The organism is Glycomyces salinus (assembly GCF_016428645.1).
GTDB classification, from domain to species: Bacteria; Actinomycetota; Actinomycetes; order Mycobacteriales; family Micromonosporaceae; genus Glycomyces; species Glycomyces salinus.
Map to the genome: position 1 here is coordinate 1 of NZ_JAELXW010000059.1, position 24,940 is coordinate 24,940.

At 70.7% G+C, this 24,940-nt stretch carries 22 protein-coding genes and 1 pseudogene; 10 read left to right on the top strand and 13 right to left on the bottom strand.

Annotated elements, in window-relative coordinates; all coding sequences use genetic code 11:
- Nucleotides 1-67 precede the first annotated feature (67 nt).
- On the bottom strand, nt 68-979 hold the full coding sequence (locus JFB92_RS16210; RefSeq protein WP_199041054.1) for a LysR family transcriptional regulator: 912 nt from the start codon (nt 977-979) through the stop codon (nt 68-70).
- A gap of 71 nt (nt 980-1,050) precedes the next feature.
- Between JFB92_RS16210 and JFB92_RS16215 the strand changes: the two genes are divergently transcribed.
- Nucleotides 1,051-1,266: a hypothetical protein gene (locus tag JFB92_RS16215; protein WP_199041056.1), complete on the top strand. Its 216-nt coding sequence runs from the start codon at nt 1,051-1,053 to the stop codon at nt 1,264-1,266.
- 21 nt (nt 1,267-1,287) lie between these two features.
- Here JFB92_RS16215 and JFB92_RS16220 read toward each other — a convergent pair whose 3' ends face one another.
- From JFB92_RS16220 to JFB92_RS16250, 7 genes are all read right to left on the bottom strand, one after another.
- Complete coding sequence (locus tag JFB92_RS16220) at nt 1,288-3,927, bottom strand: exo-rhamnogalacturonan lyase family protein (RefSeq protein ID WP_199041059.1); 2,640 nt, start codon at nt 3,925-3,927, stop codon at nt 1,288-1,290.
- Nucleotides 3,924-4,583: a DUF1961 family protein gene (locus JFB92_RS16225; RefSeq protein WP_199041062.1), complete on the bottom strand. Its 660-nt coding sequence runs from the start codon at nt 4,581-4,583 to the stop codon at nt 3,924-3,926. Before JFB92_RS16225 ends, JFB92_RS16220 begins: the two co-directional genes overlap by 4 nt.
- The gene (locus JFB92_RS16230; RefSeq protein WP_199041065.1) at nt 4,580-5,284 is read right to left on the bottom strand and encodes a rhamnogalacturonan acetylesterase; all 705 of its coding nucleotides are present in this window, start codon (nt 5,282-5,284) and stop codon (nt 4,580-4,582) included. The genes JFB92_RS16225 and JFB92_RS16230 overlap by 4 nt, the downstream gene beginning before the upstream one ends.
- Nucleotides 5,284-6,168 (bottom strand): carbohydrate ABC transporter permease, encoded by an 885-nt coding sequence (locus JFB92_RS16235; protein ID WP_199041068.1) that lies wholly within the window; start codon nt 6,166-6,168, stop codon nt 5,284-5,286. The genes JFB92_RS16230 and JFB92_RS16235 overlap by 1 nt, the downstream gene beginning before the upstream one ends.
- Nucleotides 6,168-7,061 (bottom strand): ABC transporter permease, encoded by an 894-nt coding sequence (locus JFB92_RS16240; protein ID WP_372451655.1) that lies wholly within the window; start codon nt 7,059-7,061, stop codon nt 6,168-6,170. Before JFB92_RS16240 ends, JFB92_RS16235 begins: the two co-directional genes overlap by 1 nt.
- A 150-nt stretch (nt 7,062-7,211) precedes the next feature.
- The gene (locus JFB92_RS16245; RefSeq protein ID WP_199041072.1) at nt 7,212-8,735 is read right to left on the bottom strand and encodes an extracellular solute-binding protein; all 1,524 of its coding nucleotides are present in this window, start codon (nt 8,733-8,735) and stop codon (nt 7,212-7,214) included.
- Between the two features lie 37 nt (nt 8,736-8,772).
- Nucleotides 8,773-9,441, bottom strand: coding sequence for a YesL family protein (locus JFB92_RS16250; RefSeq protein WP_199041074.1), 669 nt, complete (start codon nt 9,439-9,441; stop codon nt 8,773-8,775).
- A 368-nt stretch (nt 9,442-9,809) separates the two neighbouring features.
- On the opposite strand from JFB92_RS16250, the gene JFB92_RS16255 reads away from it, so the two are divergent.
- The 6 genes from JFB92_RS16255 (at nt 9,810) to JFB92_RS16280 (ending at nt 15,781) form a co-directional block, all read left to right on the top strand.
- Nucleotides 9,810-10,775 carry an NAD(P)-dependent alcohol dehydrogenase gene (locus JFB92_RS16255; protein WP_199041076.1) on the top strand — a complete coding sequence of 322 codons (966 nt, stop codon included), beginning with the start codon at nt 9,810-9,812 and terminating at the stop codon, nt 10,773-10,775.
- Nucleotides 10,776-10,857: 82 nt separating this feature from the next.
- Nucleotides 10,858-11,529, top strand: coding sequence for a DUF2306 domain-containing protein (locus tag JFB92_RS16260; RefSeq protein WP_199041078.1), 672 nt, complete (start codon nt 10,858-10,860; stop codon nt 11,527-11,529).
- A gap of 115 nt (nt 11,530-11,644) precedes the next feature.
- Nucleotides 11,645-13,618, top strand: a complete 1,974-nt coding sequence (locus JFB92_RS16265; RefSeq protein WP_199041080.1) for a phosphatase PAP2 family protein — start codon at nt 11,645-11,647, stop codon at nt 13,616-13,618.
- Nucleotides 13,606-14,733, top strand: coding sequence for a sensor histidine kinase (locus tag JFB92_RS16270; protein WP_199041083.1), 1,128 nt, complete (start codon nt 13,606-13,608; stop codon nt 14,731-14,733). The genes JFB92_RS16265 and JFB92_RS16270 overlap by 13 nt, the downstream gene beginning before the upstream one ends.
- Nucleotides 14,734-14,749: 16 nt before the next feature.
- Complete coding sequence (locus JFB92_RS16275; RefSeq protein WP_199041086.1) at nt 14,750-15,442, top strand: response regulator; 693 nt, start codon at nt 14,750-14,752, stop codon at nt 15,440-15,442.
- 66 nt (nt 15,443-15,508) lie between these two features.
- Nucleotides 15,509-15,781: a DUF2277 domain-containing protein gene (locus tag JFB92_RS16280; RefSeq protein ID WP_199041089.1), complete on the top strand. Its 273-nt coding sequence runs from the start codon at nt 15,509-15,511 to the stop codon at nt 15,779-15,781.
- 33 nt (nt 15,782-15,814) lie between these two features.
- On the opposite strand, the gene JFB92_RS16285 is transcribed toward JFB92_RS16280, so the two are convergent.
- Both JFB92_RS16285 and JFB92_RS16290 read right to left on the bottom strand, forming a co-directional pair.
- The gene (locus JFB92_RS16285) at nt 15,815-18,031 is read right to left on the bottom strand and encodes a DUF4153 domain-containing protein (RefSeq protein WP_199041093.1); all 2,217 of its coding nucleotides are present in this window, start codon (nt 18,029-18,031) and stop codon (nt 15,815-15,817) included.
- 116 nt (nt 18,032-18,147) lie between these two features.
- Nucleotides 18,148-18,816 (bottom strand): GAP family protein, encoded by a 669-nt coding sequence (locus tag JFB92_RS16290; protein ID WP_199041096.1) that lies wholly within the window; start codon nt 18,814-18,816, stop codon nt 18,148-18,150.
- Between the two features lie 152 nt (nt 18,817-18,968).
- Between JFB92_RS16290 and JFB92_RS26245 the strand changes: the two genes are divergently transcribed.
- Entirely contained in the window at nt 18,969-19,103 is a 135-nt protein-coding gene (locus JFB92_RS26245; RefSeq protein WP_269847977.1) for a hypothetical protein, read from the top strand.
- Here the strand turns inward: JFB92_RS26245 and JFB92_RS16295 are convergent.
- The gene (locus tag JFB92_RS16295) at nt 19,070-20,107 is read right to left on the bottom strand and encodes a sodium:calcium antiporter (protein WP_199041099.1); all 1,038 of its coding nucleotides are present in this window, start codon (nt 20,105-20,107) and stop codon (nt 19,070-19,072) included. The genes JFB92_RS26245 and JFB92_RS16295 overlap by 34 nt on opposite strands.
- 33 nt (nt 20,108-20,140) lie before the next feature.
- Nucleotides 20,141-20,566, bottom strand: a complete 426-nt coding sequence (locus JFB92_RS16300; RefSeq protein WP_199041102.1) for a PRC-barrel domain-containing protein — start codon at nt 20,564-20,566, stop codon at nt 20,141-20,143.
- Nucleotides 20,567-20,803: 237 nt separating this feature from the next.
- Here JFB92_RS16300 and JFB92_RS16305 point away from each other — a divergent pair, with 237 nt between their 5' ends.
- A complete protein-coding gene (locus tag JFB92_RS16305; RefSeq protein WP_199041105.1) occupies nt 20,804-21,307 on the top strand; it encodes a hypothetical protein in 504 nt (167 codons plus the stop codon).
- A pseudogene (locus JFB92_RS16310) lies at nt 21,307-23,514 on the top strand (tetratricopeptide repeat protein); the annotation flags it as partial. The gene JFB92_RS16305 and the pseudogene JFB92_RS16310, both read left to right, overlap by 1 nt.
- Nucleotides 23,515-23,711: 197 nt before the next feature.
- Here the strand turns inward: JFB92_RS16310 and JFB92_RS25640 are convergent.
- Nucleotides 23,712-24,926 carry an ROK family transcriptional regulator gene (locus JFB92_RS25640; protein ID WP_233163388.1) on the bottom strand — a complete coding sequence of 405 codons (1,215 nt, stop codon included), beginning with the start codon at nt 24,924-24,926 and terminating at the stop codon, nt 23,712-23,714.
- Between the last annotated feature and the right edge of the window lie 14 nt (nt 24,927-24,940).

Genomic DNA, 24,940 nt, shown 5'->3' on the forward strand with positions numbered 1-24,940 from the left:
TCGATACCGACCCGACAGACGGCCCCGACCTGTAGCAACTAGCGATCAATCACTAAGCCGCCGGCGCTCAGTGAGGGAGTTCGCGGGTGGCCTCCTCGCGGATCGCGGCGAGGCCGCGGGCGATCGCCGGCTGCTCGGCGCTGCCTCGCCGCACGGCGGTGAACAGGCGACGCGTCGGCACCGGATTGCCGCGGATGGGCACCCGCACCACTTCGTGCCCGGCCGGGATCGGCATCAGCCGCGATATCAGGGTCACCCCGAAACCGGTGCACACCAGCCCGGAAACGGTTCCCCAGTGGTCGGCCCGGTGGGCGATGTCGGGAGCGAATCCGGCCGCCTTGGCGGAACTGAGCAGCAGCTGCTCCTGGTCGATGCACCCGGGCATGCTCACCCACTCCTCATCGGCGGCCTCGATCAGCTCCACGCTCTCGCGCCCGGCCAGCCGGTGGTCGGCCGGCACCAGCAGATCCTCGGGATCGTCCATGAGGAACTGCTGCTCGAAGCGCGGGTCGCTCGGCGGGGGAGCGGCGTCGGTCGGATTGATGACGGCAATGTCGGCGTCGCCCGACTCGAGCATCCCGAACGCCTCGTCCGACTCGACCGCCGCCAAATGCAGCCGCAGTCCGGGCCACGACTCGCGCAGCCGTTTCGCCGCCGGGGCGATGAAGGCCGAGACGGTACTCGCCAGGCCGCACAGCCGCAGGCCGCCGATCTCGCCGTCCGCGAGGGCGGCCAGGTCGACCTTGGTCCGCTCCCATTGGGCGTAGAGGACATCGGCGTGTTCGAGCAGGAGCTCGGCGGCGGGGGTGAGCCGGACCCGGCGGCCGTTGGGCTCCAGCAGCCGGATCCCGGTCTCGGCGGCGAGCTGCTTGAGCTGGTGCGAGACCGTGGACGGCGTCAGGTGCAGCGCCAGGGCGGCGGCGGTGACCGTGCCGTGCGTGCGCAGGACCCGCAGGGTCTGGAGCCTCGAGTCGATCATTCGAAGACCTCGCAAGATACGATGGGAGAACTTTCGTTGTTCTCGTACGATCCTAGGCCGAGACTTGCCCTATGACCAACACTCAGAGCTCTCCCCGAGACCGTTGCCCGCTGTGCGAGCTGGGCATGAGCGCCGCCATGACGGTGGTCTCCAGCCACCGCACCTCCACCGGCACGGTCGTGTACGCCCGCTGCGACTGCGGCCGACTGTCCATGTGGTTCGAGTCGACCGTCCTCACCCAGAACCCCCCGGAACTGGGCGCGATGGCGGGCCGATCGGTTCCCTAGCCCGCCACCGCAATGCCCACGTCAGGTCGCCTCGGCCAGCCGGTGCCCGATCAGAGCCAGGTTCTGGATCGTGGCCAGGCCGCACTGCGCGGCGTCGTTCGTGGACAGGGTCCGCGCCTCGTCCACCGGGGACGGCACCTCCGGCGGCAGGATCGTCACCGCCCGGAACGCCTCCTCGCCCATGAACTCGCCACCCTCGAAATACGACCGCCACGCCAGGTCGGCGAGCCCTTCGTCGCCGAGCCGGTCCGCTGCAAACGCCGCCAGCCTGGAGTGCGCCTGCTTGAGATTGAACCCCGTCGGCGCCACGCCCAACTCGGCCTCCTGCTCTTCGGGAGTCGCCAGATAGAGCCGGCAGTACTGCAACCACGCCTCCCGGAACCCGGGCGCCTCGACCTGCCCCGCGTCCACCAGGCCCACCAGTTCGCTGCACACCTCGACCAGCCCGAACACGGCCGAGAGGTGCGAGACCGAGACCCGGTCCCGCGAGGTGTCGAACCGGCCCGTGTCCAGGTCGTACAGTGCCTCGCCGGTGAAGAACCCGTGCGGCAGCGCGCCGATGTCGCTCATCGTGCCGACCAGCCGGTCCCGCGACCGCTCGTCGCCGGTGATCTCCCAGTCCGCCAGCCACGTCGCGGCCAGGGCGCTCCAGTCGGTCCCGAGCCCGACCGCGAGCGCGCGGCGCTCCGGACGGTAGGTGGCCGCGTCGGACCGCACCTTGCGGGTGGGGTCGAGGGCCAGGAACGTCGCGTCGGAGTCCCGCAGCTCCAGCATCAAATCGCGCGTGTGCTCATCGCCGGTCAGGAAGTAGTGGAACCGCCGGTAGGCGGGCGTGGAGATGCGCACCTGCTTGGCGCTGCAACCCCAGTGCTGGACGTTGTGCCTGCTGCCCAGGCCCTTCCACGGTCCGGCGTGGTACACGTCCACGTCCCCGGTGTGCCTGGTCATGCGCTCGGCCAGGCGGAACACGTCCGCGCGGCCGGTGCGCAGGAACGAGGTCCACAGCCACAGGTCCGGGGACAGCTCGGAGTTGTCCCACGCGTATCCGCCGACGTCGTAGCGCCAGGTGTGGCGGTCGCGGTCGTAGGCGTGCATGACGTCGCCGAAGTTCCAGAATCCGTACCAGGACCGCTGGTCGACCTGGCCGACGTAGAAGTCGAGCAGGAAGTCCAGTCGGTCCTCCAGCGCGGCCCGGCGCGGCTCGGCGCGGTCGGGGAGGTCCCAGTCGCCCAGCACCCCGGCCGCGTGCAGCGCCCGCGGCTCGGGCACGAGCTGCGGCCGGACGGCGGTCCCGCGCGCGATTCGCGCCAGCTCCTCGATCCGGGGGGTGGCCTCGAACGGAGACACGGTCAGCTCGTGGGTGCGGCCGATGCCGTGCGCCGAACCGAACCCGGGCTCGTAGTCCTCATAGGTGATCTCGAGGGCGTCGAGCTGGTCGGCGTAATCCTCCTGCCCGAGGCCGTCGTGGTAGAACCGCAGGTCCATCGGGGCCGCCTCCGGCGACCACAGCCACGCCGTCAGCGTCGCCGCCTCCGAGTCGGCGCCGCGCACGTCCAGGCCGGTCGGGTGCGACTGCCAGAACCCGGTCAGTCCGAGAGCGAGCCCGCCGGAGACGTCGCCGATGTAGGCCAGCCCTTCGGCGCGAGTGCCCTGCGTGACGTCGATCCACGGCCTGTCGGCGGCCGTGCGCTTGTGGACGGTGTACCCGTTCGCGTTCAACTGGCGCAGCGAGTAGTCGCTCCAGGTCGGTATCCAGCGCGCCAGCCGGTCCACCGAACGGTCCCATTCGGACGGCGGCGGCGTGGGACGCCCGTCCATCTGCGCGGCCCGGACTTCGGCGCCCGGGTCGCGGCGCAGCCCGGTCAGCCCGCGCACCGCCTCCCGCAGGAAGCCCCCGTCCGCCCCGGCCAGGCGCACGTGCCGGTCGTGCCACGCCTCCCGCAGCGGCACCGTGAACCGCAGCCCGAGCGAGGAGAGGAAATCGCGCTCGGGATCGCCGTCCCACACGAAGGAGTGGACCAGCCGGAACGTGGCCGCTCCGGCGGCGAACACCAGCCGCACCGTGAACGGCAGCCACTCCCGGCCGGACTCGTCGCGGTGGACCCCGGTGACGCGCACGACCGCGCGCAGCGGCCCGTCCTGCTCCACCTCGCAGCCGGTCACGTGCCCGACCGCGTCGACCCGGCCGCGCACGTCGGGCTCGGGGTGGTCCTGGCGGCTGGAGACCAGCCTGCCCGAGGCCGCCACCTCCGCGCCTCCGATCCGGACCGAACGCACGAGCTCAGGCCCCGAATCGGCCACGACGACGCGGCACACGCCGGTGTCGACCACCACGCCGTCCGCGCCGGAGATCGCCTTGACGCGGACCGCCGGGTCCGTCGATCCGCCGCCCTGGACGACCCGGTACCCGCCGGAGGGCTCGCGGTCGGCGCCGAGCGCGACCCCGACCCACTTGACGCTGCCGTCCGGCCACGCCGCCAGCGGCCACACCTGGGCGGGGACCGGAGCGCCGTCGGCGTCGACCACGGAAAGCGACGCCGACTCGGCGACGGCGCCGCACGCGAACGGGACGCCGCACGTGACCCCGCCCAAGGCGAGGTCGGGCGGGACGTCGTCGAGCCAGCGCAAGGGCACTTCGGTGTCGGTAGCGGCGGTATTCACGGGAGTGGAGTCACCTCGAGGTTGCGGTAGTGGGCCGCGAGCGGGGCCATCTGGCGGAAGCCGATCCTGCCCGCGCCCAGCGGCTCGTCGTCGTGGAACGTGAACAGGTCCAGGTCGTCGATCGCGAAGGACACCTCGCCGCCGCGCTTGGTGACGCGCACCCGGTAGTGGCCGTCGGCGTCCTCGGGGCCGGGAAGCGGGTCGGCGCCCTGCGCGACCAACCGGAACCCCGGGCTCTTGCGCAGGTTGCAGGTGCGGAAGCGCCGCTCGGCGGGCCACTTGCGGCGCAGGTACGACACGTGCATCGTCGACACGTCGCCGGAGTGGTACTGCGGGTAGTAGCCGGTGCGCGTCGCCAGCGACGGGTCGAACAGGTCGCGCCCGCCGGTGCCGGTCGCGGCGAAGAACAGCATCGCCAGGCCCTCCCCGGACAGCGGCCGGAAGTCCCACGAGACCTCCACGTCGGCGCCGAACACCTCCGGGCACCAGAACGTGAAGTGGGCGTGGTCGCCGCGCCCGTCTGCGGCCAGGGCCGCCTCGTCGGCGGCGCTGGACAGGACCATGCCGCCGTCGCGGAACTCCAGGCCGACCGGTCCTTCCGCCACCCAGCCGTCGAGATCGGACGGATCGGCCAGCGGGTTGCGATACGTACTCACGGCCGCACCAGCCACAGGCCGAGCGGCTCGGCGTCCCCGCCGTCGCCGTCGAGGGCGCGCAGCGCCTCCGCGACGAACCGTGCCACAGCGGCGGCTCCGGCCGTCGTGAAGTGCGTGTTGTCCTTGGCCAGTTGGTCGTCGACCTCGACGCCGAGCTTCGCGGCCGCGCCGTGCACGAACAGCACGGCCGATTCGTCCTCGCCCATCCAGGTGTAGAGCCACCTGGAGAACACGTTCAGGTCGATGACGGGCACGTCGAGCTCATGACCGAGCGCTCGGACCGTCGCCGGGTAGGGGCCGTGCGAGTACCGCAGCCGCCCTTCCTCGTCGAACATTCGGCGTTCGACGCTGGTGGCCAAGACGGGCCGGGCTCCGGCGGCGCGGACCTCGGCGACGAACTCGGCCAGCCGGGCCCTGTAGCCGCCCTCGGCGGCGAGGACCTCGGGCTCCTTCTGGTCGTTGTGTCCGAACTGGATCACCACGGTGTCGCCGGGCCGCAGCTCGGCGGCGACCTTGTCCCAGTGGCCCTCGTCGCGGAAGGACTTGGTGGTCGCGCCGCCGACGGCCAGGTTCCGCACGTCCTGGTCGGTGAACCGGGCGAGCTCGTCGCCCCAGCCCAGGAGCGGCAGGTCCTCTCGGCCCGAGGTGGCGCCGTGGTCGGTGGGGGCGACCGTCGAGTCGCCCGCGAGGTGGATCGTCATCAGCCTTTCACGCTTCCTATGAGCATTCCCTTGGCAAAGTGTTTCTGGAGGAACGGGTACGCCAGGAGCACCGGAATGGTGGCCACGATCACCACGGCGAACTTGATGCCCTCGGCCGGCGGCGGCACGTCCGAGCCCATCTCGTCGGCCGACAGGGACGCCGCGGCGGTGACCTGGCGCAGCACCATCTGGAGCGTCCACTTGCTGGTGTCGCTCAGGTACAGCAGCGGCGACATGTAGTCGTTCCAGATGCCGACGGCGTAGAACAGCGCGAACGTCGCCAGCACCGGCTTGGACAGCGGCAGGACGACGTGGCGCAGCACCTGGAGCTCGTTCGCCCCGTCGATCCGGGCCGACTCCTGGAGCTCGACCGGGAGCTGCTGGAAGAAGTTCTTGATGATGATCAGGCTGAAGGGGTTGATCGCCATCGGCAGGAACAGCGCCCAGTACGTGTCGAGCAGGCCCAGCTGCTGGACCACCAGGAACGTCGGGATCATGCCCGCGCTGAAGACCATCGTGAAGACGACCAGGCTGAGGATCGTGCGGCGGCCCGGCAGGTCCACCTTCGACAGCGGGTAGGCCATCAGCGCCGTCAGCGCCAGTTGGACCAGCGTGCCGACGAGCGTGACCACCACGGTCGTGAAGAAGGCCCGCACGAACACGTCCGAGGTCAGGATCGACTCGTACGATTCGGTGGTGAACTCGTTCGGCCACACGAAGAACGGCCGCGTGGCGATCTCGACCTCGGTCGCGAACGAGCCGGCCAGCACGTAGACGAACGGCAGCACCGCGAGCAGCCCCACCGCGACGAGCAGGACGATGTTCACCACGTCGAAGACGCGTCCGGCGCGGGTGTTGAACCGCTTTTGCGCTGTGGAAGCCATCAGAAGATCCCCTGTTGATTGAAGCGCTTGGCGAGCCAGTTGGTCCCGAAGATGAGCACCACTCCGACGAGCGCCTTGGATAGGCCTATGGCCGTGGAGTAGCTATATGCCCCCTGCTGGATGCCGGTGAAGTAGACGTAGGTGTCGAAAACGTCGGCGACATCGCGGTTCAACGAATTCGACATGAGGTAGATCTGCTCGAAGCCAGTGTCGAGGAACCGTCCGGTCTGGAGGATGAGCAGGATGATGATCACCGGCCGGATGGAGGGCAGCGTGATGTGCCAGACGCGCTGCCAGCGGCCCGCGCCGTCGATGATCGCCGCCTGGTACTGCTCCTGGTCGACCCCGGCCAGGGCCGCGAGGAAGATGATCGTGCCCCAGCCGGTGTCCTTCCAGACCATCTGCATGAGAATGAGCGGCCGGAACCAGTCGGGGTCGGCGAGCATGTTGGAGTCGGTGCCGAATAGGTCGTTGAAGAATGTCCACAGCGGCCCGTTTCCGATGGCGAACAGCAGCGCGGTCAGCGACACCACGACCGTCCACGACAGGAAGTGGGGGATGTAGACGAGTGTCTGCACGGTCCGTTTGAGGATCGTCAGGCGCAGTTCGTTGAGCAGCAGGGCCAGCACGATGGTGAGCGGGAACGCGATGAACAGGCTGAGCGAGGCGACGATCAGCGTGTTCGTCAGCAGGCGCGGGAAGTCGGGGTTGGTGAAGAACTCCTCGAAGTGGGCCAGGCCGACCCATTCGCTGCCCTCGATGCCGAGGAACGGGATGTAGTTCTTGAACGCGATGTGGGCCCCGTACATCGGCCAAAACCTGAACAGAACGAAGTACACGATCCCCGGCAGCATCATGAAGATCAGCCACCGGTAGCGCACCACGTCGGTCAGGAATCTCCGCCGCCGGGCGCCGGGCCGCGTTCGCGGGGGCTCGGGATCGACCTTCAGGACGGTCGTCAACGCAGGCTCCTCGGGGGTCGGGGGTCGGGGGTCGGGGGTCGGGGCGGGCGTCCGGGGGACGGCTCGCCCCGTATCGGAGGGTCAGTCGAGTTCCGAGTAGAGGTCGTTCAGCTCGGCCAGCACATCGTCTCCGCCGCTGGAATGCCACTGGTCGAATACGTCCTGCAGCCCGGCGTCGTCTATTTGCCCGTCGATGTACTGGATGCGGGCGTCGGCGATCATGGTGTCGAGCTGAACGCCGTTGGTGGTGTAGGTCTCTGACACCAGGCTCGCCGCCGGGTTGAAGACGGCGTTCTCGAGGTCCTCGGACTGGAGATCGAGCCGAAGGTCCTCCAGTTCCTGCTCGAACTCGGTCTCCTTCGCGAGCGGATAGGCGTTGTAGCCGGCGACGTTCATGCCGAGTTGGGCCCAAGCACCGGTCACCTGGTCGGTGAAGTCCTGCCTCTCGGGGTCGCGGACCGCGACGCCGTCCTCGACGGTGTAGTTATCGCCCTCGATCCCGTTGTTCATGAGGTTCTGCGCCTCGGTGCTGTTGAGGTTGTTGAGGGTGGTCAGCACCTCTTCGAGCTGTTCCTCGGTTTGCACGCCGGACTTGGGGATCGCCAGGATGCCTTTGTGGCCGGGGGTCGGCATCGAATAGGTCCCGTTCGGTCCTTCGAGTTGGCCCGCGAGCGCGACGTACTGATCGAAGGTCTCGGGGTCCTGCTCCTTGAACAGGCCGACGAGCTGGCTGGCGCGGGACTGGACATCGACGATGATGCCGCCCTCGCCGTTGAGGAACGGGGTGTTCCAGTCCTCGGGAGCCATCGTGGCGTAGTCGGGGTTGAGGTAGCCGTTCTCGACCATCTCGCGCTCGTACTCTACTGCCTGCTTCCACTCCGGAGTTTCGAATGATGGAGTGAGCGTGCCGCCTTCGTCCTTCCAGACGTTGCCGGCGCCGTGCCAGACCTCGATGGCGTCGTAAGGGCTGCCGGTGCCGATCGCGGCGGGCCACTCGATGTTGATCATGCCGTAGGTGTCGTCCTCGCCGTTGCCGTCGGGGTCGTCCTCGGTGAAGGCCCGCGCGATCTCCATGAGGTCGTCGGTGGTTTCGGGCGGATCCATGTCGAGATTGTCGAGCCAGTCCGCCCGCAGGATCACGCTGTGCCTGATGACGTCGCGGGCGCGGTAGACGCCGTAGACGGTGCCGTTGACGCTGGTCGCCTCCTGTACCTCGGGGTTCTCGGCGACGAGGTTGGGGTAGTCGCCGGAGGCGAGGTAGTCGGTGAGGTCCCAGAACCCGCCAGCTTCGGCGGTCTGGACGAAGGACTGGTTCTTGTCCTCGATGACCATGACGTCGGGGATGTCGTCGCCCGCAAGGGTAACGTTGACCTTGTCGCCGTATTCGCTGTGCGGCACCCACTGGACGCTGATGTCGTGGCCGACAAGTTCGCTCAGCGCCTCATCGATCGGATCGTCCTCCTCCGGGGGCACCTCGGAATAGAAGGGCGCCATGATGTCGAGGGTCTCCAGCGGGTCGGAATCGTCGCCGCCGCCGGAGCAGGCGGACAGCACGAGTCCGCCCACCGCGAGGACGACGATTGGTATGCGCTTTCTAACGTTCATCGGGGGTCCTTTCGAAAGGGGATTTCTTTGACGGGGATCAGGTCTGGGTTTGGAGGTTCCGCTCGTTCGCGGCGTAGAACGACAGGCACAGAGCCGTGCACAGGTACGCCCAGGCGCCTATGGAGACCACGGGCAGCAGTCCGGGCACGAACGCCGTGATCGCGATGACGAGTGCGGTGGTGGCGGTGAGCAGGAGGGGCGCGCCGGGGAACCTCACCAGGAACGCCCAGGCCAGGCGCACGCACTGCGCGCGCCGGAGTTCGTAGTGGGCGTCCATCGTCAGCACGAGCACCAGGTGCGCGAGGCAGACGGCGGCCGCCGCGACGAGCGCGCCCACGAGCCATCCGGAACCGTCCCGGCCGGTCAGGGCGGCGAGGCTGATGCCGAGGGCCGCCAGGGCGGCGGCCGACGGGGCGGCGATGAGGTTGGCGTGCGCGAACTCGCGCCGCCAGTGGGCGGCGAAGGTGCGGACCAGGCGCTGCGCGTCTCCTCGCAGTCGCCTGCGGCTGCACGAGGTCGCGGCCGACAGCGCCGGCGCCCAACCGAGGACGATCCCGCCCGCCAGCGTGAAGACGATGACCAGCAGGTTCAGCAGGCCGATGAACGCCACGGCGTCGAGCCACCCGTACCAGCGCTCGACCCGCGTGTCGCCGAGGGCCGAGCGGTCGGTCGCTGCCGAACCGCGAGGGGTGTTCAGCGTCGTCATGCGTGCTCCTACATCTTCATCGATGCATAAGGGCGGCCCACGTTCCTCGTCGGCCGGTTGCTCTAGGTGCCGTCGTGCGGGGCGACACGGTTTGCTTCGGTGATTGAAAGGATTCAAACGTGATAGACACAATAGTTAACGATCAACTGCTCGTCAAGATCGGGTAGATGAGGACGTCAAATCGGTGCCGAGACCGAGCCCGACCGCCTGAAGATCGGTTGCGGCGGGAAGATCAGGCCGAAGTCGTTGAATCGGTTCAACATGGACCGATCCACCGCCGGCCCTGATGACGGGGCCGCACGCCCCCTGGGCCGTATGACGATCACATAGGATGAAAAACCCCCGACCGGAGCGAGAGTGGAGCCCCCATGAGAGCCGTGATCCAGGACCGGTACGGCACCCCCGAAGACGTCGCGGTCGGCGACGTGCCCGAGCCGGTCCCCTCGGACGATCAGATCCTGATACGGATCCGGGCGGCCTCCCTCAACGGCTCGGACCGCGAGAACCTCGCCGGCCGCCCCTTCTACGCGCGCATCGCCGGGCTGCGTCGACCGCGCAATCCGATTCCAGGCTCGGACGTGGCCGGAGTCGTCGCCGCCGTCGGCTCCTCGGTGACCGAGTACGCTCCGGGCGACGAGGTGTACGGAGAACTGGCCGGATACCGCGGCGGACTCGCCGAGTACGTCGCGACGCCGCCGCGCCTGCTCGCCCGCAAGCCCCCCGGAATGTCCTTCACCGAGGCGGCGGCGATCCCCCAGGCGGGATGCATCGCCCTCCGCGCCACCCGCGCGGTGCGGCCCGGCGACCGGGTCCTCGTCAACGGCGCGGGCGGATCCGGGGGTTCGCTCGTGATCGCCCTCGCCAAGCACCTGGGTGCCGAGGTGACGGCCGTCGACCGCGCCGACAAGGCGGACTTCCTGCGCCGCATAGGCGCCGACGAGACGATCGACTTCGAGAAGGAGGACTGGGCCGACCGCCGCGCCGAATACGACCTGGTGGTGGACCTCTTCGGCCGCCGCTCGCCGTTCCGCGTCCACCGGGCGCTGCGCCCGGGTGGGGCTTATCGCATGGTCGGAGGCCACACGCGCATCCTGTTCGCGGTCCTGCTCGCCGGGCCGATGATCCGACTGGCCGCCCGGAAGCGGGTCGGAATGCTGGTGGTGCCGCAGTCGCGCACCGATCTGGAGAGCGTCGGCGCGCTGGTGGCCGACGGCGTCGTCAGCCCGGTCATCGACCGCGTCTTCCCGCTTGAGAGGTCCCGCACGGCGCTCGCCCACCTCGCCGCCGAGGACCACCGCGGCAAGGTCGTCGTCGAAGTCCCCCAAGTGGACTGATCGCCGCGTCGGCGGCCCCGCTTGACGGGTTCAGGCCACATGGCCGAAGTGGGGGAGGGGCCCGCGCGACCAGGATTGCCGTATGACCTCCACGCGCATCCCCCGCCGCGAATGGCTCATCGCGGCCGGCCTCATCCTCCTCGCCCTCGTGCCCTCGCTCGCCGGTGCCGTCCGCGTCGGCGAGATCGCCTCCGGAGCACCGGAGACCGCCGAGAACGCCGCGTTCATGCAGATGCCTGTGCCGGTGGTCCTCCACATCATCGCCGCGGTCGTGTACGCGATCGTCGGGGCCTTCCAGTTCGTGCCGAGCCTGCGCCGCCGCCACCGGGCCTGGCATCGCTTCGCCGGGCGGTACCTGCTCGTCCCGACCGGCGTCGTCGTCGCCGTGACCGGGCTGTGGATGGCCGCCTTCTACGACGTGCGCCCCATCGACGGCCTCGCGATCGAGATCTCCAGGTACATCGTCGGCGGGGTCATGCTCGCCTCCCTCGTCCTCGGCGTGGCCGCGATCGCCCGCCGCGACTTCTTCGCGCACGGGGCGTGGATGACGCGTGCTTACGCCCTGGCCATGGGCGCGGGCACCCAGGTCCTCACCTCGGCCCCGTTCCTGCTGCTCTTCGGCGAACCCGACATGCTGGCGCGCCTGCTCCAGATGGACGCGGGATGGATCATCAACGCCCTCTTCGCCGAATGGGTGATCGCCCGCCGCCGCGCCGCGGCCCGGCGCCGCCGCCCCGCCGTAGTCGCGGCCTGAGAAGGCAACCGATAGGGCCATTCCACGGCCGGTTCATGCTCCGGACAACCCTCGTTCAAGAGACCCGGTGACAGTGATTTCAACATTGATCCACATGCACTAGGGATAAACGAACATGACCGAACAGGACCACAGGTTCGACCGCCGCAGCCTCCTCATCGGCTCGGCGGCTCTCGCCGCCGGTGCCGCCGTCGCCGCGACCGCCGAACCGGCGGCCGCCTCCGGGGCCACCACCGCCCCGAGCGTCTTCAGCCCCAACATCGCGACGGCCCCGGCACGCCCCGCCCAGTGGGACGGGACCGCCTTCGTCGACGACTACATCACCAACACCACCGACAACCTCTCGCCCGAGACCAACGCAGCCGTCCGCATCCTCTCGGGCTTCGAGGAGCTGTGGGAGACCGGCTCCGACTGGGACAACGGCAGCGCCATCGACACCAAGACCCTGCGCGCCAACATCGACCACTGCGTCGAGACCACCGCGAACCGCACCCCCGCCGGAGGCAAGCAGGCGTTCATCTCCGACCGCCAGCACCAGAGCTACAGCGCCATCGCCGGACTCGGCCCGCTCGCCGACCTCTACAAGGCCGGCGCGAAGGCCGTCACCTCGATCACCGCCGCACCCGACGGCATCCCGGACGGCAAGTTCAGCGACTCGGTCCCCGACGACGCCCCCGAAGGCTCGCAGACGGGCGCCGGCTCGCCCGAGTCCGAGCTCGGCAAGGTCGTCGAGCTGGTCAACACCGTGCGCGGCCCGCACGCCTCCTCCAACCCCGGCAAGTACACCTTCCAGTACCCGCGCCCCTGGCGCATGAACCGCGACAGCGAAGTGGTCGAGACCGGCGGGCTCTCGCCGTTCGGCTACCCCGTCTACGAATCCGACACCGACGTGGCCGACGAACTCCTGCGCCAGCGCTCCGACGAACCCGAGAAGGACGGCGGCTACCCCAGCGGCCACACCAACGCCCACTGGCTGGCGGCCCTCGCCCTCGCCTACGCCGTCCCCGAGCGCTTCCAAGAGCTCGTCACCCGCGCCTCCGACCTGTCCGACCACCGGATCCTCTCGGGCATGCACTCGCCGGTCGACGTCATCGGCGGGCGCGTCCTCGGCACGGCGCTGGCGGCCGCCGTGCTCTACGACCCCCAGTACGCCGACCTGCGCGCCGCCGCCCGCGAACAGGCCCTCGCCTACTTCACCGACCGGGCCGGCGTCAGCGCCGACGAACTGTTCGCATACGCCCACAACCGGGGCACCGACACCGACGCCTACGCCGACCGCGAGGCCAACCGCGCCATCGTCGAGCCCCGCTACACCTACATGCTCGAACGGCGCGGCGCCGAAACCGACATGTCCGTCCCCAAGGGCGCCGAGGCCCTCCTGGAGACCCGCCTGCCCTACCTGGACGCCGGACAGCGCCGCGAGGTCCTGCGCACGACCGCGCTGCCCTCGGGCTACCCGATCCTGGACGGCCCCGAGCAGTGGGGCAGGCTCGACCTGTTCCGCGCCGCCGACGGCTACGGCCGCTTCGACGGCGACGTGCGGGTGGTCATGGAGGCCGACAAGGGCGGCTTCCACCGAGCCGACGCCTGGCGCAACGACATCGGCGGCACCGGAAAGCTCCACAAGGTCGGCTCCGGCACGCTCGCCCTCAGCGGCGACAACTCCTTCACCGGCGGCGTCCACGTCGAGTCCGGAACCCTCAAGGCCGCCTCGGCCACCGCCCTGGGCGGCGGCGAGGTCCAGGTCAAGGGCGGCGCTCTGGTGCTCGAGGACGCGACCGTCGAGGTCGGCGGGGACTACACGCAGGCCGGAGCCGCCCTCGACGCGACCGTGGACGACTCGGGCGAACCGGTCCTGGACGCGCACGGCAAGTTCCGCATCGAGACCGGCAGCGTCCTGCTGATCCACCTGGACCCGCAGCGGCCCCCGGCCGCCGGAGTCGAGGTGCCGATCGTGAAGGCGGGGCGCATCGAAGGCGAATTCGACTCCGTCGAACTCGACCTCGACGGCCGCACCGCCACGACCGAGTACGGCAAGAAGAGCATCACCGTCCGCATCGACTTAGGATTCGAGACGTGGGTAGGTTGAGCGGCGCGTGGACGCGTCCAGGCGCCGCCGGCGCGGCCGGTCCGCGACCGCGGGACTTCGCGATCGCGGGTGCGCTGGCCGGGGCCTCCCTCGTCGAGGGCGCCGCGCGCACCGACCTCCCATGGCCGCTCGCGACGACGCTGGTGACGCTCGCGGTCCTGTGCGCGTTCCCGTGGCGGCGCGTGCGCCCGCTGACCTGCGTCGCGGTCATGACCTCCCTGACGGTCGGCTTCGCGATCGCGCAGCGCCTCGCCGACGCCGACCCGAACGCGCTGTTCACCATGTTCGCGCTCCTGGCGATTCCCTACGCCCTGTTCCGGTGGGGTTCGGGACGCGCCAGGATCGCGGGCGGCGCGGTCATCGCGGTCGGCCTCGCCGTGACCGGCCCGCTCAGCCGCGATCCGATCGCCGATGCCATCGCCGGGATCGCCTTCCTGGGCGGCGCTTGCCTGATCGGGGCGCTCCGGCGCGAGCGGGCGGCCTCGCGGCGGCAGCGGCTCGACGCCGTACGCGCGCGCGAACGCGAGGCGCTCGCCCGCGACCTGCACGACACCGTGGCCCACCACCTGTCGGCAATCGTTATCCGGGCGCAGGTGGTCGGAGAGGACCCCCACGACACCACCCGCGTGACCGAGTCGGTCGGCGTCATCGAGCGCGAAGCCCAGGCCGTGCTGGCCGACATGCGCTCGCTCGTGCGCGCGCTCCGATCGCCCGCCGACTACGCGCCCTCGGCCGGGCTCGACGAGCTCGCGCGACTGGCCGAACCGGGTCCGCCGCCGGTGCGGGTGCGCATCGACGCCCCCGAAGACCTGCCCGCCGTGGTCGCCTCGACCCTGTTCCGGATCGCGCAGGAGGGCGTCACCAACGCCCGCCGCCATGCCCGCGCCGCCACCGCGATCGACGTGTCGGTCCAGGCCGACTCGGCGGCGGCGCACATTCTCGTCCGCGACGACGGCGAACCCGCGCGCCCGGCCGCCGGCGACGGCCACGGACTGCGCGGCATGTCCGAGCGCGCCGCGCTCCTGGGCGGGGACGTCGCGGCCGGCCCCGACCCCGACGGCGGGTGGAGCCTGCGCGCGACGCTGCCCCTCGGCGGCGAGTCCCGCGAAACGTGAACCCGGAAGGCACCTCATGAGCACGATCAGCGTCCTCGTCGCCGACGACCAGGAACCGGTCCGCACCGGACTGCGCCTCCTGCTCGAGAACCAGCCGGGCATCGAAGTGGTGGGCGAGGCCGCCGACGGCGAGGCCGCGGTCCGGCTCGCGCGGCGGTTGCGCCCCGACGTCGCGCTCCTGGACATCCGCATGCCGGGCCTCGACGGCATCGAGGCGACCTCCCTCCTGGCCGGAGCGCACGTCGCCGACCCGATCGCGGTAGTCGTCATCACCACGTTCGACCTCGACGAGTACGTGCACGGGGCGCTCCGGGCCGGAGCCAAGGGCTTCCTGCTCAAGGACGCGGGCCCGCACCTGATCCGCGAGGCCGTCCGCGCCGCCGCGAACGGCGACGCCCTCATCTCGCCGCAGGTCACCGTGCGGCTGCTCGACGAGTTCTCCCGGCCCGCCCGGCGGGTCCGGCGGCCGACCACCCCGCTGACCGACCGCGAGGAGGACGTGCTCGCGCTCCTGGCCGCAGGTCTGACGAACAACGAGATCGGCGAGCGGCTGTTCCTGTCGCTCGGCACGGTCAAGACCCACATCGCAGGAGTCCTGCTGAAGCTCGGCCTGCGCAACCGCGTCGAGGCCGCGATGTGGGCCTACGAATCGGGCCGCGTCGGCGGGGACCGGCCCGAGGACCCCCGTCCGGGCCGGCGACGCCCGTGACCGCCCCCGATCCGGCCGCGCCTCTGCGGAGTCGCGGCGGGGCCGCAGCCGTGCCACTCTGGAGGCATGTGTCGCAACATTCGGGTCCTGCACAACTTCGAACCGCCCGCCACCGACGACGAGGTGGCCTCGGCGGCGCTCCAGTACGTCCGGAAGGTCAGCGGGTCCTCGCGGCCGTCGCAGGCCAACCAGGAGGCGTTCGACCGGGCGGTGGCCGCGGTCGCCGCCGCCACCCAGGAACTGCTGGACTCCCTGGTGACCGCCGCGCCGCCGCGTGACCGGGAGGCCGAGGCCGCCAAGGCCAAGGCGCGCGCGGCCAAGCGCTTCGGCACCGCCTGACCGGCCCGCCGCACCCCCGCGGGCCGGCGACCGTCAGGCGAGTTCGAGGTAGAGCTCGTGGAGCTGGTAGGTGAGGTCTTCGAGGACCGCCCGAGCCTCGTCGCCGACCGGCCCTTCGGTCACCACGGCCTCGAAGACCAGGTCCTCCATGGCGAAGGAGTACTTGTACTCCCGGTAGGTGGGGCTGTCGTAGACGGCGGTGAAGCCGGACATGGTCTCGCTGCCGAGGTCGGCGACATCGTAGTCGGTGCTGGAGTGGTAGGTCCGGTCCTGCGTGAGCGCCTCCTCGGCCCGCTCGGCGGTGGGCCACTGGTTGAGCTCCACCACGAGATGGCCGGTGCCGGTCCCGAAGTAGCCGCATTCGAGGCTCGCGTAGGGGGTCGCGTCTTCGGCGTCCATGTTTCCGAAGACGGTGCCGCTCTGGCGGGCGCCGTCGGGCTCGACGCCGTAGCCGCCCTTCGCGTCCTCCCCGAACATCTCGTCGGCCGAGGTCGTGTCGAGCAGGCGGCAGGTGTCGCCGTAGAAGAACCCGTAGTCCGCGGCGTCGACGTCGGTCGATTCCTCGGCAGGGTCGGGCTCGGGAGCCCCGGGGCCGCCGATCCGGTCGTCGTCGTATCCGGGGCCGAGGTGGTCGCGGCACACGCCGGAGTCCACACCGCGGAAGTCCCGCTTGAGTTCGGCGGCCCGCGAGTAGCCCAGGTTCCACGCCAGCGGCGCCCGGTCTATCCAGTCGTCGCGATCGCCCCAGCGCATGGTGCAGCGGCGCTCGTCCTCGGGCAGTTCCATCAGCGCGGGCGCGGCGTCGGCCGAGAGGCTCTGCAGATAGGTCATGTCGAGCTTCCCGGTGTCCTCGAAACGGTCGACGTTGTACGAGGCGATGAACCCGTCCGGGTTGATCGCCGCCAGCCCGAGCAGCACCAGGGCGCCCGAGCCGAGAATCCCCCGCGGCAGCCACGAGGCGCGCAGCTTCCAGCAGCACACCAGCACCAGCACGAACAGGATCGCCAGCCAGATCTCGACGGTGAACACCCACATCCGCATCCTGGTCAGCCCGAACATGTCGAAGTAGACGGACATCCGCAGCGCCGCCGAGGCGACCACCACCAGCGACATCGCGCACAGGCCGCCCAGGAGGAGTCGGAGCGTCCAGCGGTCGGTCCGCTTCCGGCGCGGCCCGAACCACGCCGCGATCGCGATGACCGCCAGCGCCAGGACCGCGACCACGCTGAGCTGCCAGAACCCCTGCCGGGCGTATTCGGCGAACGTCAGCCCGGCCGTCTCCATGACGTAGTCCTCGCCGCCGAAGTAGGTGCGCAGCTGCATGGCGATGAACACCGCGAACAGCAGGTTCAGCGAGCCCAGGGGCACGCCGATCTCGAAGCGCGACAAGGTGCGCGGCCGAGCGGGCTCCTCCGGGTCGAAGTCCGGCCGCATCAGGGCGGTGAACGCCCACAGCAGGAGCAGTCCGAACAGGACGACCGCCAGGACCAGTCGCAGGAAGACGTCCACCGGGTCCGTGTCCGGCGACAGGTTCGCCAGCAGGTCCGCGAAGTTCCGGTCGGCGGCGGCGAAGAGTCCGCCGAACACCAGCAGCAGGACCGCGGTCACGAGGATGACCATGACGGTGCGGCCCGCGCCCGCGCCGCCGACCTTTCGGACGGGGCGTCCCCTGCCGGCCCACCCGATGGCGGCGGCGAGTCCGCCGAAGTACCCGAGCGCCCCCGCGATCATGCCGGTGAACCGGCGCTGCGGGGCGAGCGCCAGCGGCGTCAGCAGCAGCGCCGCGACCGCGCACAGCGTGACGACCCATCCGGCGTCGCGGATCGCGGCCACCGCCCACAGCGCCGCGATCAGGACCGCGGAGGGGAGCCGGACGGCGAGGTCCTCCCTCCCGCCGGCGAACATCGCCACGGCGAGCATCCCGATCCCGGTGAGCGCGAGGCCGATGCCCACCCCGTCCTCGTGGAAGACCGCCCAGCCGCCGAACAGCGCGATGAACGCGCCCAGCAGGACGACCAGCGGCGGAGCCGCGGCCTCGGTGCGCCACAGCGGGTTCGTGGCACGCGGGGGAGGACCGACGTAGACCGGCGGAGCCGGATCGGAGAACGTGACCTGGCCCTCGGACTCGGGATCGGGCTTTCCGAGCGCCGCCTGAGTCGGTGTCGGCTCGGCCGCCCGCTCACCGCCCGGTCGCGTTTCGGCGGTCTCGGATCGCGACGGAGCGGGGGGTTCTTCGGGAGTGCTGCTCATGCGAAGCTTTCTCGTCGGAGGGTTCCAGACGATAGCGTACGCGGTCCCTCCGAACGCGAATCCCCACTTCCGATGCGCGGCAAACCGCCTACAATGGCGTAAATCGCGGGTGTCGGTCAGCCCACGACGAACACGGCGACCGCCGCACTGGCGGCGGCCGCGGCGAAGTACAGTCCCGCGATCGGTCGACTCGCCGCGACCTCGCCTTCGCCGTAGCCGCTCGCGAACTGCTCCAGCCGGTCCCGCATCCGGTCCTTGAGCCTGAGCGCGACCAGGAACACCGCGAGCGTGGGCAGGGCGTATACGACGGTGTACCCCGCGAGGAGCGCGAACCCCTGCCCGGTGCCGATCGGAGCGTCCACGAGCCGGCTCACCGCGAAGAACAGCGGGAAGGCGCTGGGAAGATCCGAGGCCGTCGTCAGGACCCCGAGTCCGGCGGCGATCCACGGGTTCACCCACGCGGGCAGCCGCACCGGCGGCCGCTTCCGGCGCGTACGCAGACGCCGCAGGCCGAGCCACACCAGGAACACCGCCAGCGCCGCGAAGATGGCCCGGCGGGCCCACATCGAGAACTCGCCGACCGAGCCCTCGACCGCCGAGGCGCCGAGCAGCAGCGCCGTCGCCACCAGGTAGAAGGCCAGCACCGCCCCGGACAGGTAGGCCCATCCGGTCGCCGCCGGCCGCCGAGCGGTCAGCACGATCACCGCCGCCGCCAGCATGGTCGACGTGTTCAGAGAATCCAGGACCGCCAGCCCCGCCAGGCTCGCCAACAACCCGAAGTCCACGCCGCCAGCTCCAATCAATCGAGTCCGGTAAGACTATTCGCCGCCGTCCGGCGGTCCGCACCGCCCGAATCCTGCGAATTCTCTGTCAATCCCGCCGCGCCTCGGAAGGCTTCCCAGCGGCGGAGTGCGCTTTCACAGCGGGCCAGGCGCTCATGTTCGCGTCCTTCATCCTCGGACAGGTCATCCTGGCCGCGCAGGACATGCTGAACGCGGCCCTCGGCGACCCCGGCGTCATTAGCCTCTACATCGGCGCTTACGTGGCCAGGACGATCACGGCGGCGAGGTAGACCGCGCCCATCACCACGCCGTCGAAGCCCAGGCGCAGCCAGCCGCGCCGCTGGCGCACCAGCAGGCCGCCCAGCAGCACGGCGGTCATCAGCAGGGCCGCGGTGGTCAGGAACAGCTGATCGCCGGTGGCGGCATGGAAGATCGATCCGCCCCGGTAGGCGATGTCGCCGATCACGAGGTTCAACGCGTCCAGCGAGTTCCCGCCGACGACGGCGGCCACCGCCAGGGTGAGGGCGCCGCGGCGCACCGCCGCGACGGCGGCGACCGTCTCGGGTATCGCGTTGATGACGCCCATCAGCACCCCGCCGACGAACCCGGAGTGCAGCCCGGTGGCGACGACCAGGCTCTCCCCGGCCCGCGCCACCGCCCAGCCCCCGACGACGACCCCGGCCGCGATCAGGCCGAACTCCGACCACAGCCGCCGGTTCGGCCGCCCGGCGAACGCGGGGTGGGCCTCGGGCTCGTCGGGCTCGGTGTCGCGCGTCGACACCGCCCGCCACATGGGCCGATGCTCTCGGCCCACCAGCCGCAGCCCGCCGAAGTAGAGCGCGATCATCACCAGCGACACCGGATGCACGCCGAGCACGGTCGCCTCGGGGCTGAACGAGGCGAGCAGCGCGGTCGACAGCAGCACGATCAGCAGGCAACCGAACAGCAGGTTCTGCTCGGAGGCCGCGGCGTGCTCCAGGTTCACCCGGCGGTAGACCGCGTCGGCGACCACGATCGCCAGAGTCTGGGCCGCGATGCCGCCCACGGCGTTGCTGTAGGCCAGCTCCGGAACGCCCGCTGCGGCGCTCACGGCGGTCATGACGATCCCCGAAAGGGACGTGACCAGGCCGAGGAACACCGCCCCGAAGAACGCCTCCCCCAACCCGGTCCGGTCGGCCAGGGCGTCGCCGAGCGAGACCAGCCTCACGCCGAGGACGACCGTGACCAGGCCCGCGACGACGAACACGCCCGATGCGAGGGCGACCGGCCAGACCTCGTAGAGCAATCCGTCCATACCGGTAAGGCCGCGCCGTCGGCGCGGCCGACATCATCGCGGCGAGAACGGAAAGCCGGGATAGACGTAACCGGACCCCCAGTGGGGCGGGAGCCCGTAGTGGCCGTACACCTCTTCGAGATACGGACGTTCCGGTTCGGGGGTGAGCTCGGGGTCGTAGCCCGGCGATTCCGCCACGTGCGTCCGCTTCCGGTTGATGTAGACGTGCTCCTCGTCGATGCTCGTCACGACGTCGACCGGGATCAGCACCTCTTTCTTCCCCATGCCGAGGAAGCCGCCCGAACCGACCTCGAGGAACCGCACCTTGCGCTCGCCGCGGTCGATGAGCAGGCTGTCGACCCGGCCCACCTCCTCGCCGTCGACGTCGACGACGTCGCGTCCGCGCACGTCGTCGGCCTCGCTGGCGACCGTCAGGTCCGTGTCGCCGAGCCTGACGAGCATTGCCGCCTGATCTGCCATGGTCATTCCTTCCCCTCTCGGATGCCGACCGGGGCGCGTTCTCGGCCCTTCGGGCCCGATGAGGCGCGCCGCGGTCGTCCCCTGTGGTGAACGATTCGGTCGAGACGGGGTACCCGGGCAGTCCGCTCCTACTCCGCGAGCGCCCGTTCGACCCGAATTCCCTCCCGTCTCGGGAGTTGGAGCGACCGGATCGGGTACCCGCCCTCGCAGGCCCGACCATCAGCGGGAGGAGGGGCGATGTCCGACGAACGCAGGCCCTACGCGGCCGACGAGCAGGACCCGTTCAGCTGGATCGACGACGAACTGGAGGACGAGCGCCCGGCGGAAGAGAAGATTCTGAGCGCCGAAGACCGCCCGAGCGTCGACCGGCACGGCACCACGCCCGCAGAGGAGAGACAAGGGCTGCCGGTGGCCGAGGAACTGGCGGAGGAGGTGCCCGACGAGCGGGCCGAACCGGACTCCGAACAGTGGGAAGAGGCGCCCGACCCACGGGCCGACACTCTGGTCGACGGCTGGGACGTGTACGCCGAGCCCTCCCGGGCACCGGTCGAGGAACCCGTGCCCGACCCCGAGGACCGGCGCTTACCGGCACGGGGCCGGACCGTCACCCGCCCCGCACTCCGCGACGCGGAGCGACGTCGACCGGACCGCCCTCGGCAAGGCTGCCCTATCATGATCTTGTGTCCGACCGAGGGTCAGTTGCCCGCGCCAACCTCAGGTCCCTCCGCGTGCAGGCGGTGATGACGCAGGACGAACTCGCACACAAAGCCGGAGTCGGCGTGCGCACGATCCGGGACATCGAGTCCGGCAGAGTGCGGCCGCAGGCGGCGACCCTGCGTCTGCTCGCCGAGGCGTTGGGACTGAACGAGACCGATCGGGCGCTGATGGCCGGATCTCCGGAACGCCCGCCGGTGGCGCCGCGAGAACTCCCGCGCCCGCCCGCCGAGTTCGCCGGTCGGAAGGCGCAGCTGGACACGATCATCGCCGCGGTCGACCGCGGCTCCACCGTCGTCGCCGTGCACGGCATGGCGGGAGTGGGCAAGACCTCCCTCGCGCTGGCGTCCGCTCACGCCCTCGCCGACCGGTACCCCGACGGCCAGCTGTTCGCGGACCTCCACGGATTCACGCGCTCGGAAGGCCCCGGCCCGGGCCTTCAGCCGGTGCTGACGGGCCTGCTGCGCCGTCTCGGCTTGTCCGACCCGGACATACCCGCCGACGTCGACGACCTCACGACCTGCTTCCGCAGCGCCGTCGCCGACCGCCGAGTGCTCCTGGTCCTCGACGACGCGGCGAGCGCCGAGCAGGTGGAAGCGCTCCTTCCCGGAACCCCGAGCGGCCTGACCCTGGTGACGAGTCGACGCGACATGTCGCCGCTGTCCGGCGTGTACCCGGTGCCGCTCGAACCGCCGTCGATGCCCGAAGCCGTCGAAATGCTCGCCGCGGCGGTCGCCGACCGGATCACCGAGGAGGAGGCCGCCACGGTCGCGGAGTACTGCGGGCGCCTCCCGCTCGCCATCGGCCTGGCCGCCGCGCGCCTGCGCAGCCGCCCCCTCTGGAAGGCCGAGGACCTGCTGGAGCGGCTCGCCGACGAGGACCGGCTGCTGTCCGAACTCGACATGGGATTCCGCGGCGTCGTCGCGGCGCTGAACGCCTCCTATCGCGAGCTGGACTACGACCACCGGCGGCTGCTGCGGCGACTCGGCCTCGTTCCCGGTGACGACGTGGACGCCCGCGCCGCCGCGGCACTGTGCGACGTGGATGAGGCGCGGGCGTCGGCGATGCTGGAGAACCTGGTGGACTTCCACCTCGCCGAGACTCGGACACCGGGCCGATACGGACTGCACGACCTGGTGCGGCGTTTCGCGGTCCGGGTCGTCGAACTCGAGGAGAGCGAGGACGAACGGGAAGAGGCGTTCGGCCGACTGCTCGGGATGTACCTGCACTACGCGTACCGTGTGGCGAATCAGTGGACACTGCCGAGCATGACGGTGCTCGCCGAGGGCGCGGCGGCCCACGATCTCGGGCTGCCCGGTCTGGAGGACCGGGAGAGCGCCGACGCCTGGTATCGCGCCGAACGCGGAAATCTCGCGGCCGCGGTGTTCGCGGCCGAACGCGTCGGCTGGCTCGAGGCGGCCTGGCACCTCGCCGCCGCCACCAGCGCCTTCCGGATCCACGACCGCGACAACGAGCGGCTCCTGATCGTGAACCAGCTGGCGCTCGAGCTCTCCCGCCGTCTCGGTGACGAGCGCAAGGAGTCGTACTCCCTGGCTGACCGGGGCCGGCACCTCCTGTTCATGGGCAGCAGCGCCGAGGCGGTCGACTGCCTCGAACAGGCCGCCGCCCTCCAACAGCGTCTCGGAGACGTACGCGCCGCCGCGCTGTCGATGAGGATGATAGGTCTGCTGCACCGGCAATCAGGACGGTTCGCCGAGTCGCTCGCCGTCTATCGCGAAGCGCTCGAACTGGCCGAAGCCACCGGGGAAGACAAGGTGATCGTGCTCGTCAGAGCGAACATGTTCAATCCGCTGCTTCTGCTCGGACGCCTGGCGGAGGCCGAGCAGTGCCTCGTCGAGTCGGAGCAGCGCCTTGACGCGGACGACCTCTACAATCCCGTCCGCATCGCGAACTTCCGCGGCACGCTCCTCCGCGAGAGCGGCGATCCGGCCGCGGCCCTGGACCTCCACACGACCTGCCTCGAGACGTGCCGCGAGCGGGGCTTCAGAGGCGGGATCGTGCCGGTCCTGATCGAGCTCGGCGAGGACCTGCTGCGCCTGGACCGGGTCGACGAGGCCGTATCGCGTCTGGTCCCCGCGGTCGAGTACGCCGAGGAAGTGGCCAACCCCGCGTACGAGCGCACCGCCAGGAACCACCTGGGGCGCGCGCTCACGGCCTCGGGTCTCACCGAGGAGGCGATCGGGCATCACGAGCGGGCGGCGGCCCTCGCGGAGTCCGATGGGGACCTCTACGAACTCGCACGCGCCCACCACGGCCTCGCGGACGCGCACCGCCTGCGAGGCGACACGGTCGCAGAACGGCAACACCTGCGCCGCGCCGCACGAAAATACCGGGAATGCGGTGTGCCCGAAGCGGCGCGGACCACCGAGCGCCTGCGCGACCTGGAATTACTGCGCGGCGGGCGTCGAGCTCACCCGGTCGCCGGTTCCCGGCCCACCGAGTTCTGGGATTCGAGGATGTTGCGCAGCACCACCATGGCGCCTCCGATGGAGGCCGCGTGCGCGACGTCATCGGCCAACTCGGCCTTGACACTGTGGACTTGACGCATGAACACCGTGTTGTCGAAGGCGTCCTGAAGCGCCTCGCGGTAGAGCGGGCCGACATCGGCGAAGGCGTGGCCCGCGAGGACGACACGTCCGACGTCGAACAGGTTCACCAGGGTCACGGTCGCGACGCACAACCGCTGTATCGACGTGTCGATCAACTCGGAGGCTTCGGCGTCCCCGGCCACCGCCGCGCGCCCGATCTCGGTGAAGTCCCTGAGCGGATCCTGCCCGAGTCCGAGCCGCGCGGCCAGCCCCGGGTTCTCCCGCGCCCGGCCCGAGACCGCGATCGGCCCGGCGATGTTGTCCAGACAGCCGCGGTTGCCGCAATCGCAGTCCGGCCCGAGGGCGTCCACGGAGATGTGGCCGAGTTCGAGACCGTTCGAGGTGGACCCCCGGTAGGGATGGCCGTCGATGATCAGGCCCGAACCGATGCCGCCCGACATGAACACCACAGCGAAGCTCGACGACGAGCCGCCGAGGGCCTGGATGCCGATACCCGCCGCCGTCGCGTCGTTCTCGATGGTCACTGGCAGCCCCGTGGCCTCCTCCAGCGCCGCCGCCAGCGGGAAACCCCGCCACTCGGGAGTCGGCTGCTGCGTGAGCAGGACGCCCGCCTCCCGGTCCTGCGGACCATAGGTCGCCAGGCCGATACCGCGGACCCTGTCGCGCGGCGCCCCCGCCGCCGCCAGCATCGACTGCACGCCTTGGGCCAGCTCGGGGAGCACCGCCTCCGGGACCCGCTCCCCGGCCCGCGGCAGCTCGCGTCGCACCACCACACGGCCGGCCAGGTCGACGACCACCCCGACCGAGATGAACCGGTCGAATTGGACGCCGACCATGTAGCAGGCATCGGGTTGGATCCCCACGAGCCGGCGAGGCGTGCCGCGACCGGAGCGGGCCGTCCCCACCTCGTGGACGAAGCCGAGCGCCATGAGTTTGCGGACGGCGTGCGTCATGGACGCCTGCGTGAGCCCGGTGGCCTCGGCGAGTTCGACGCGGCTGACCGTTCCGCGCTCGCGGATGAGGTCGAGCACCGCGACCAGGGTCGGCACACGGGTCTCGGAGCCGAACGCTCTCAATGCCGCCTCCTTGT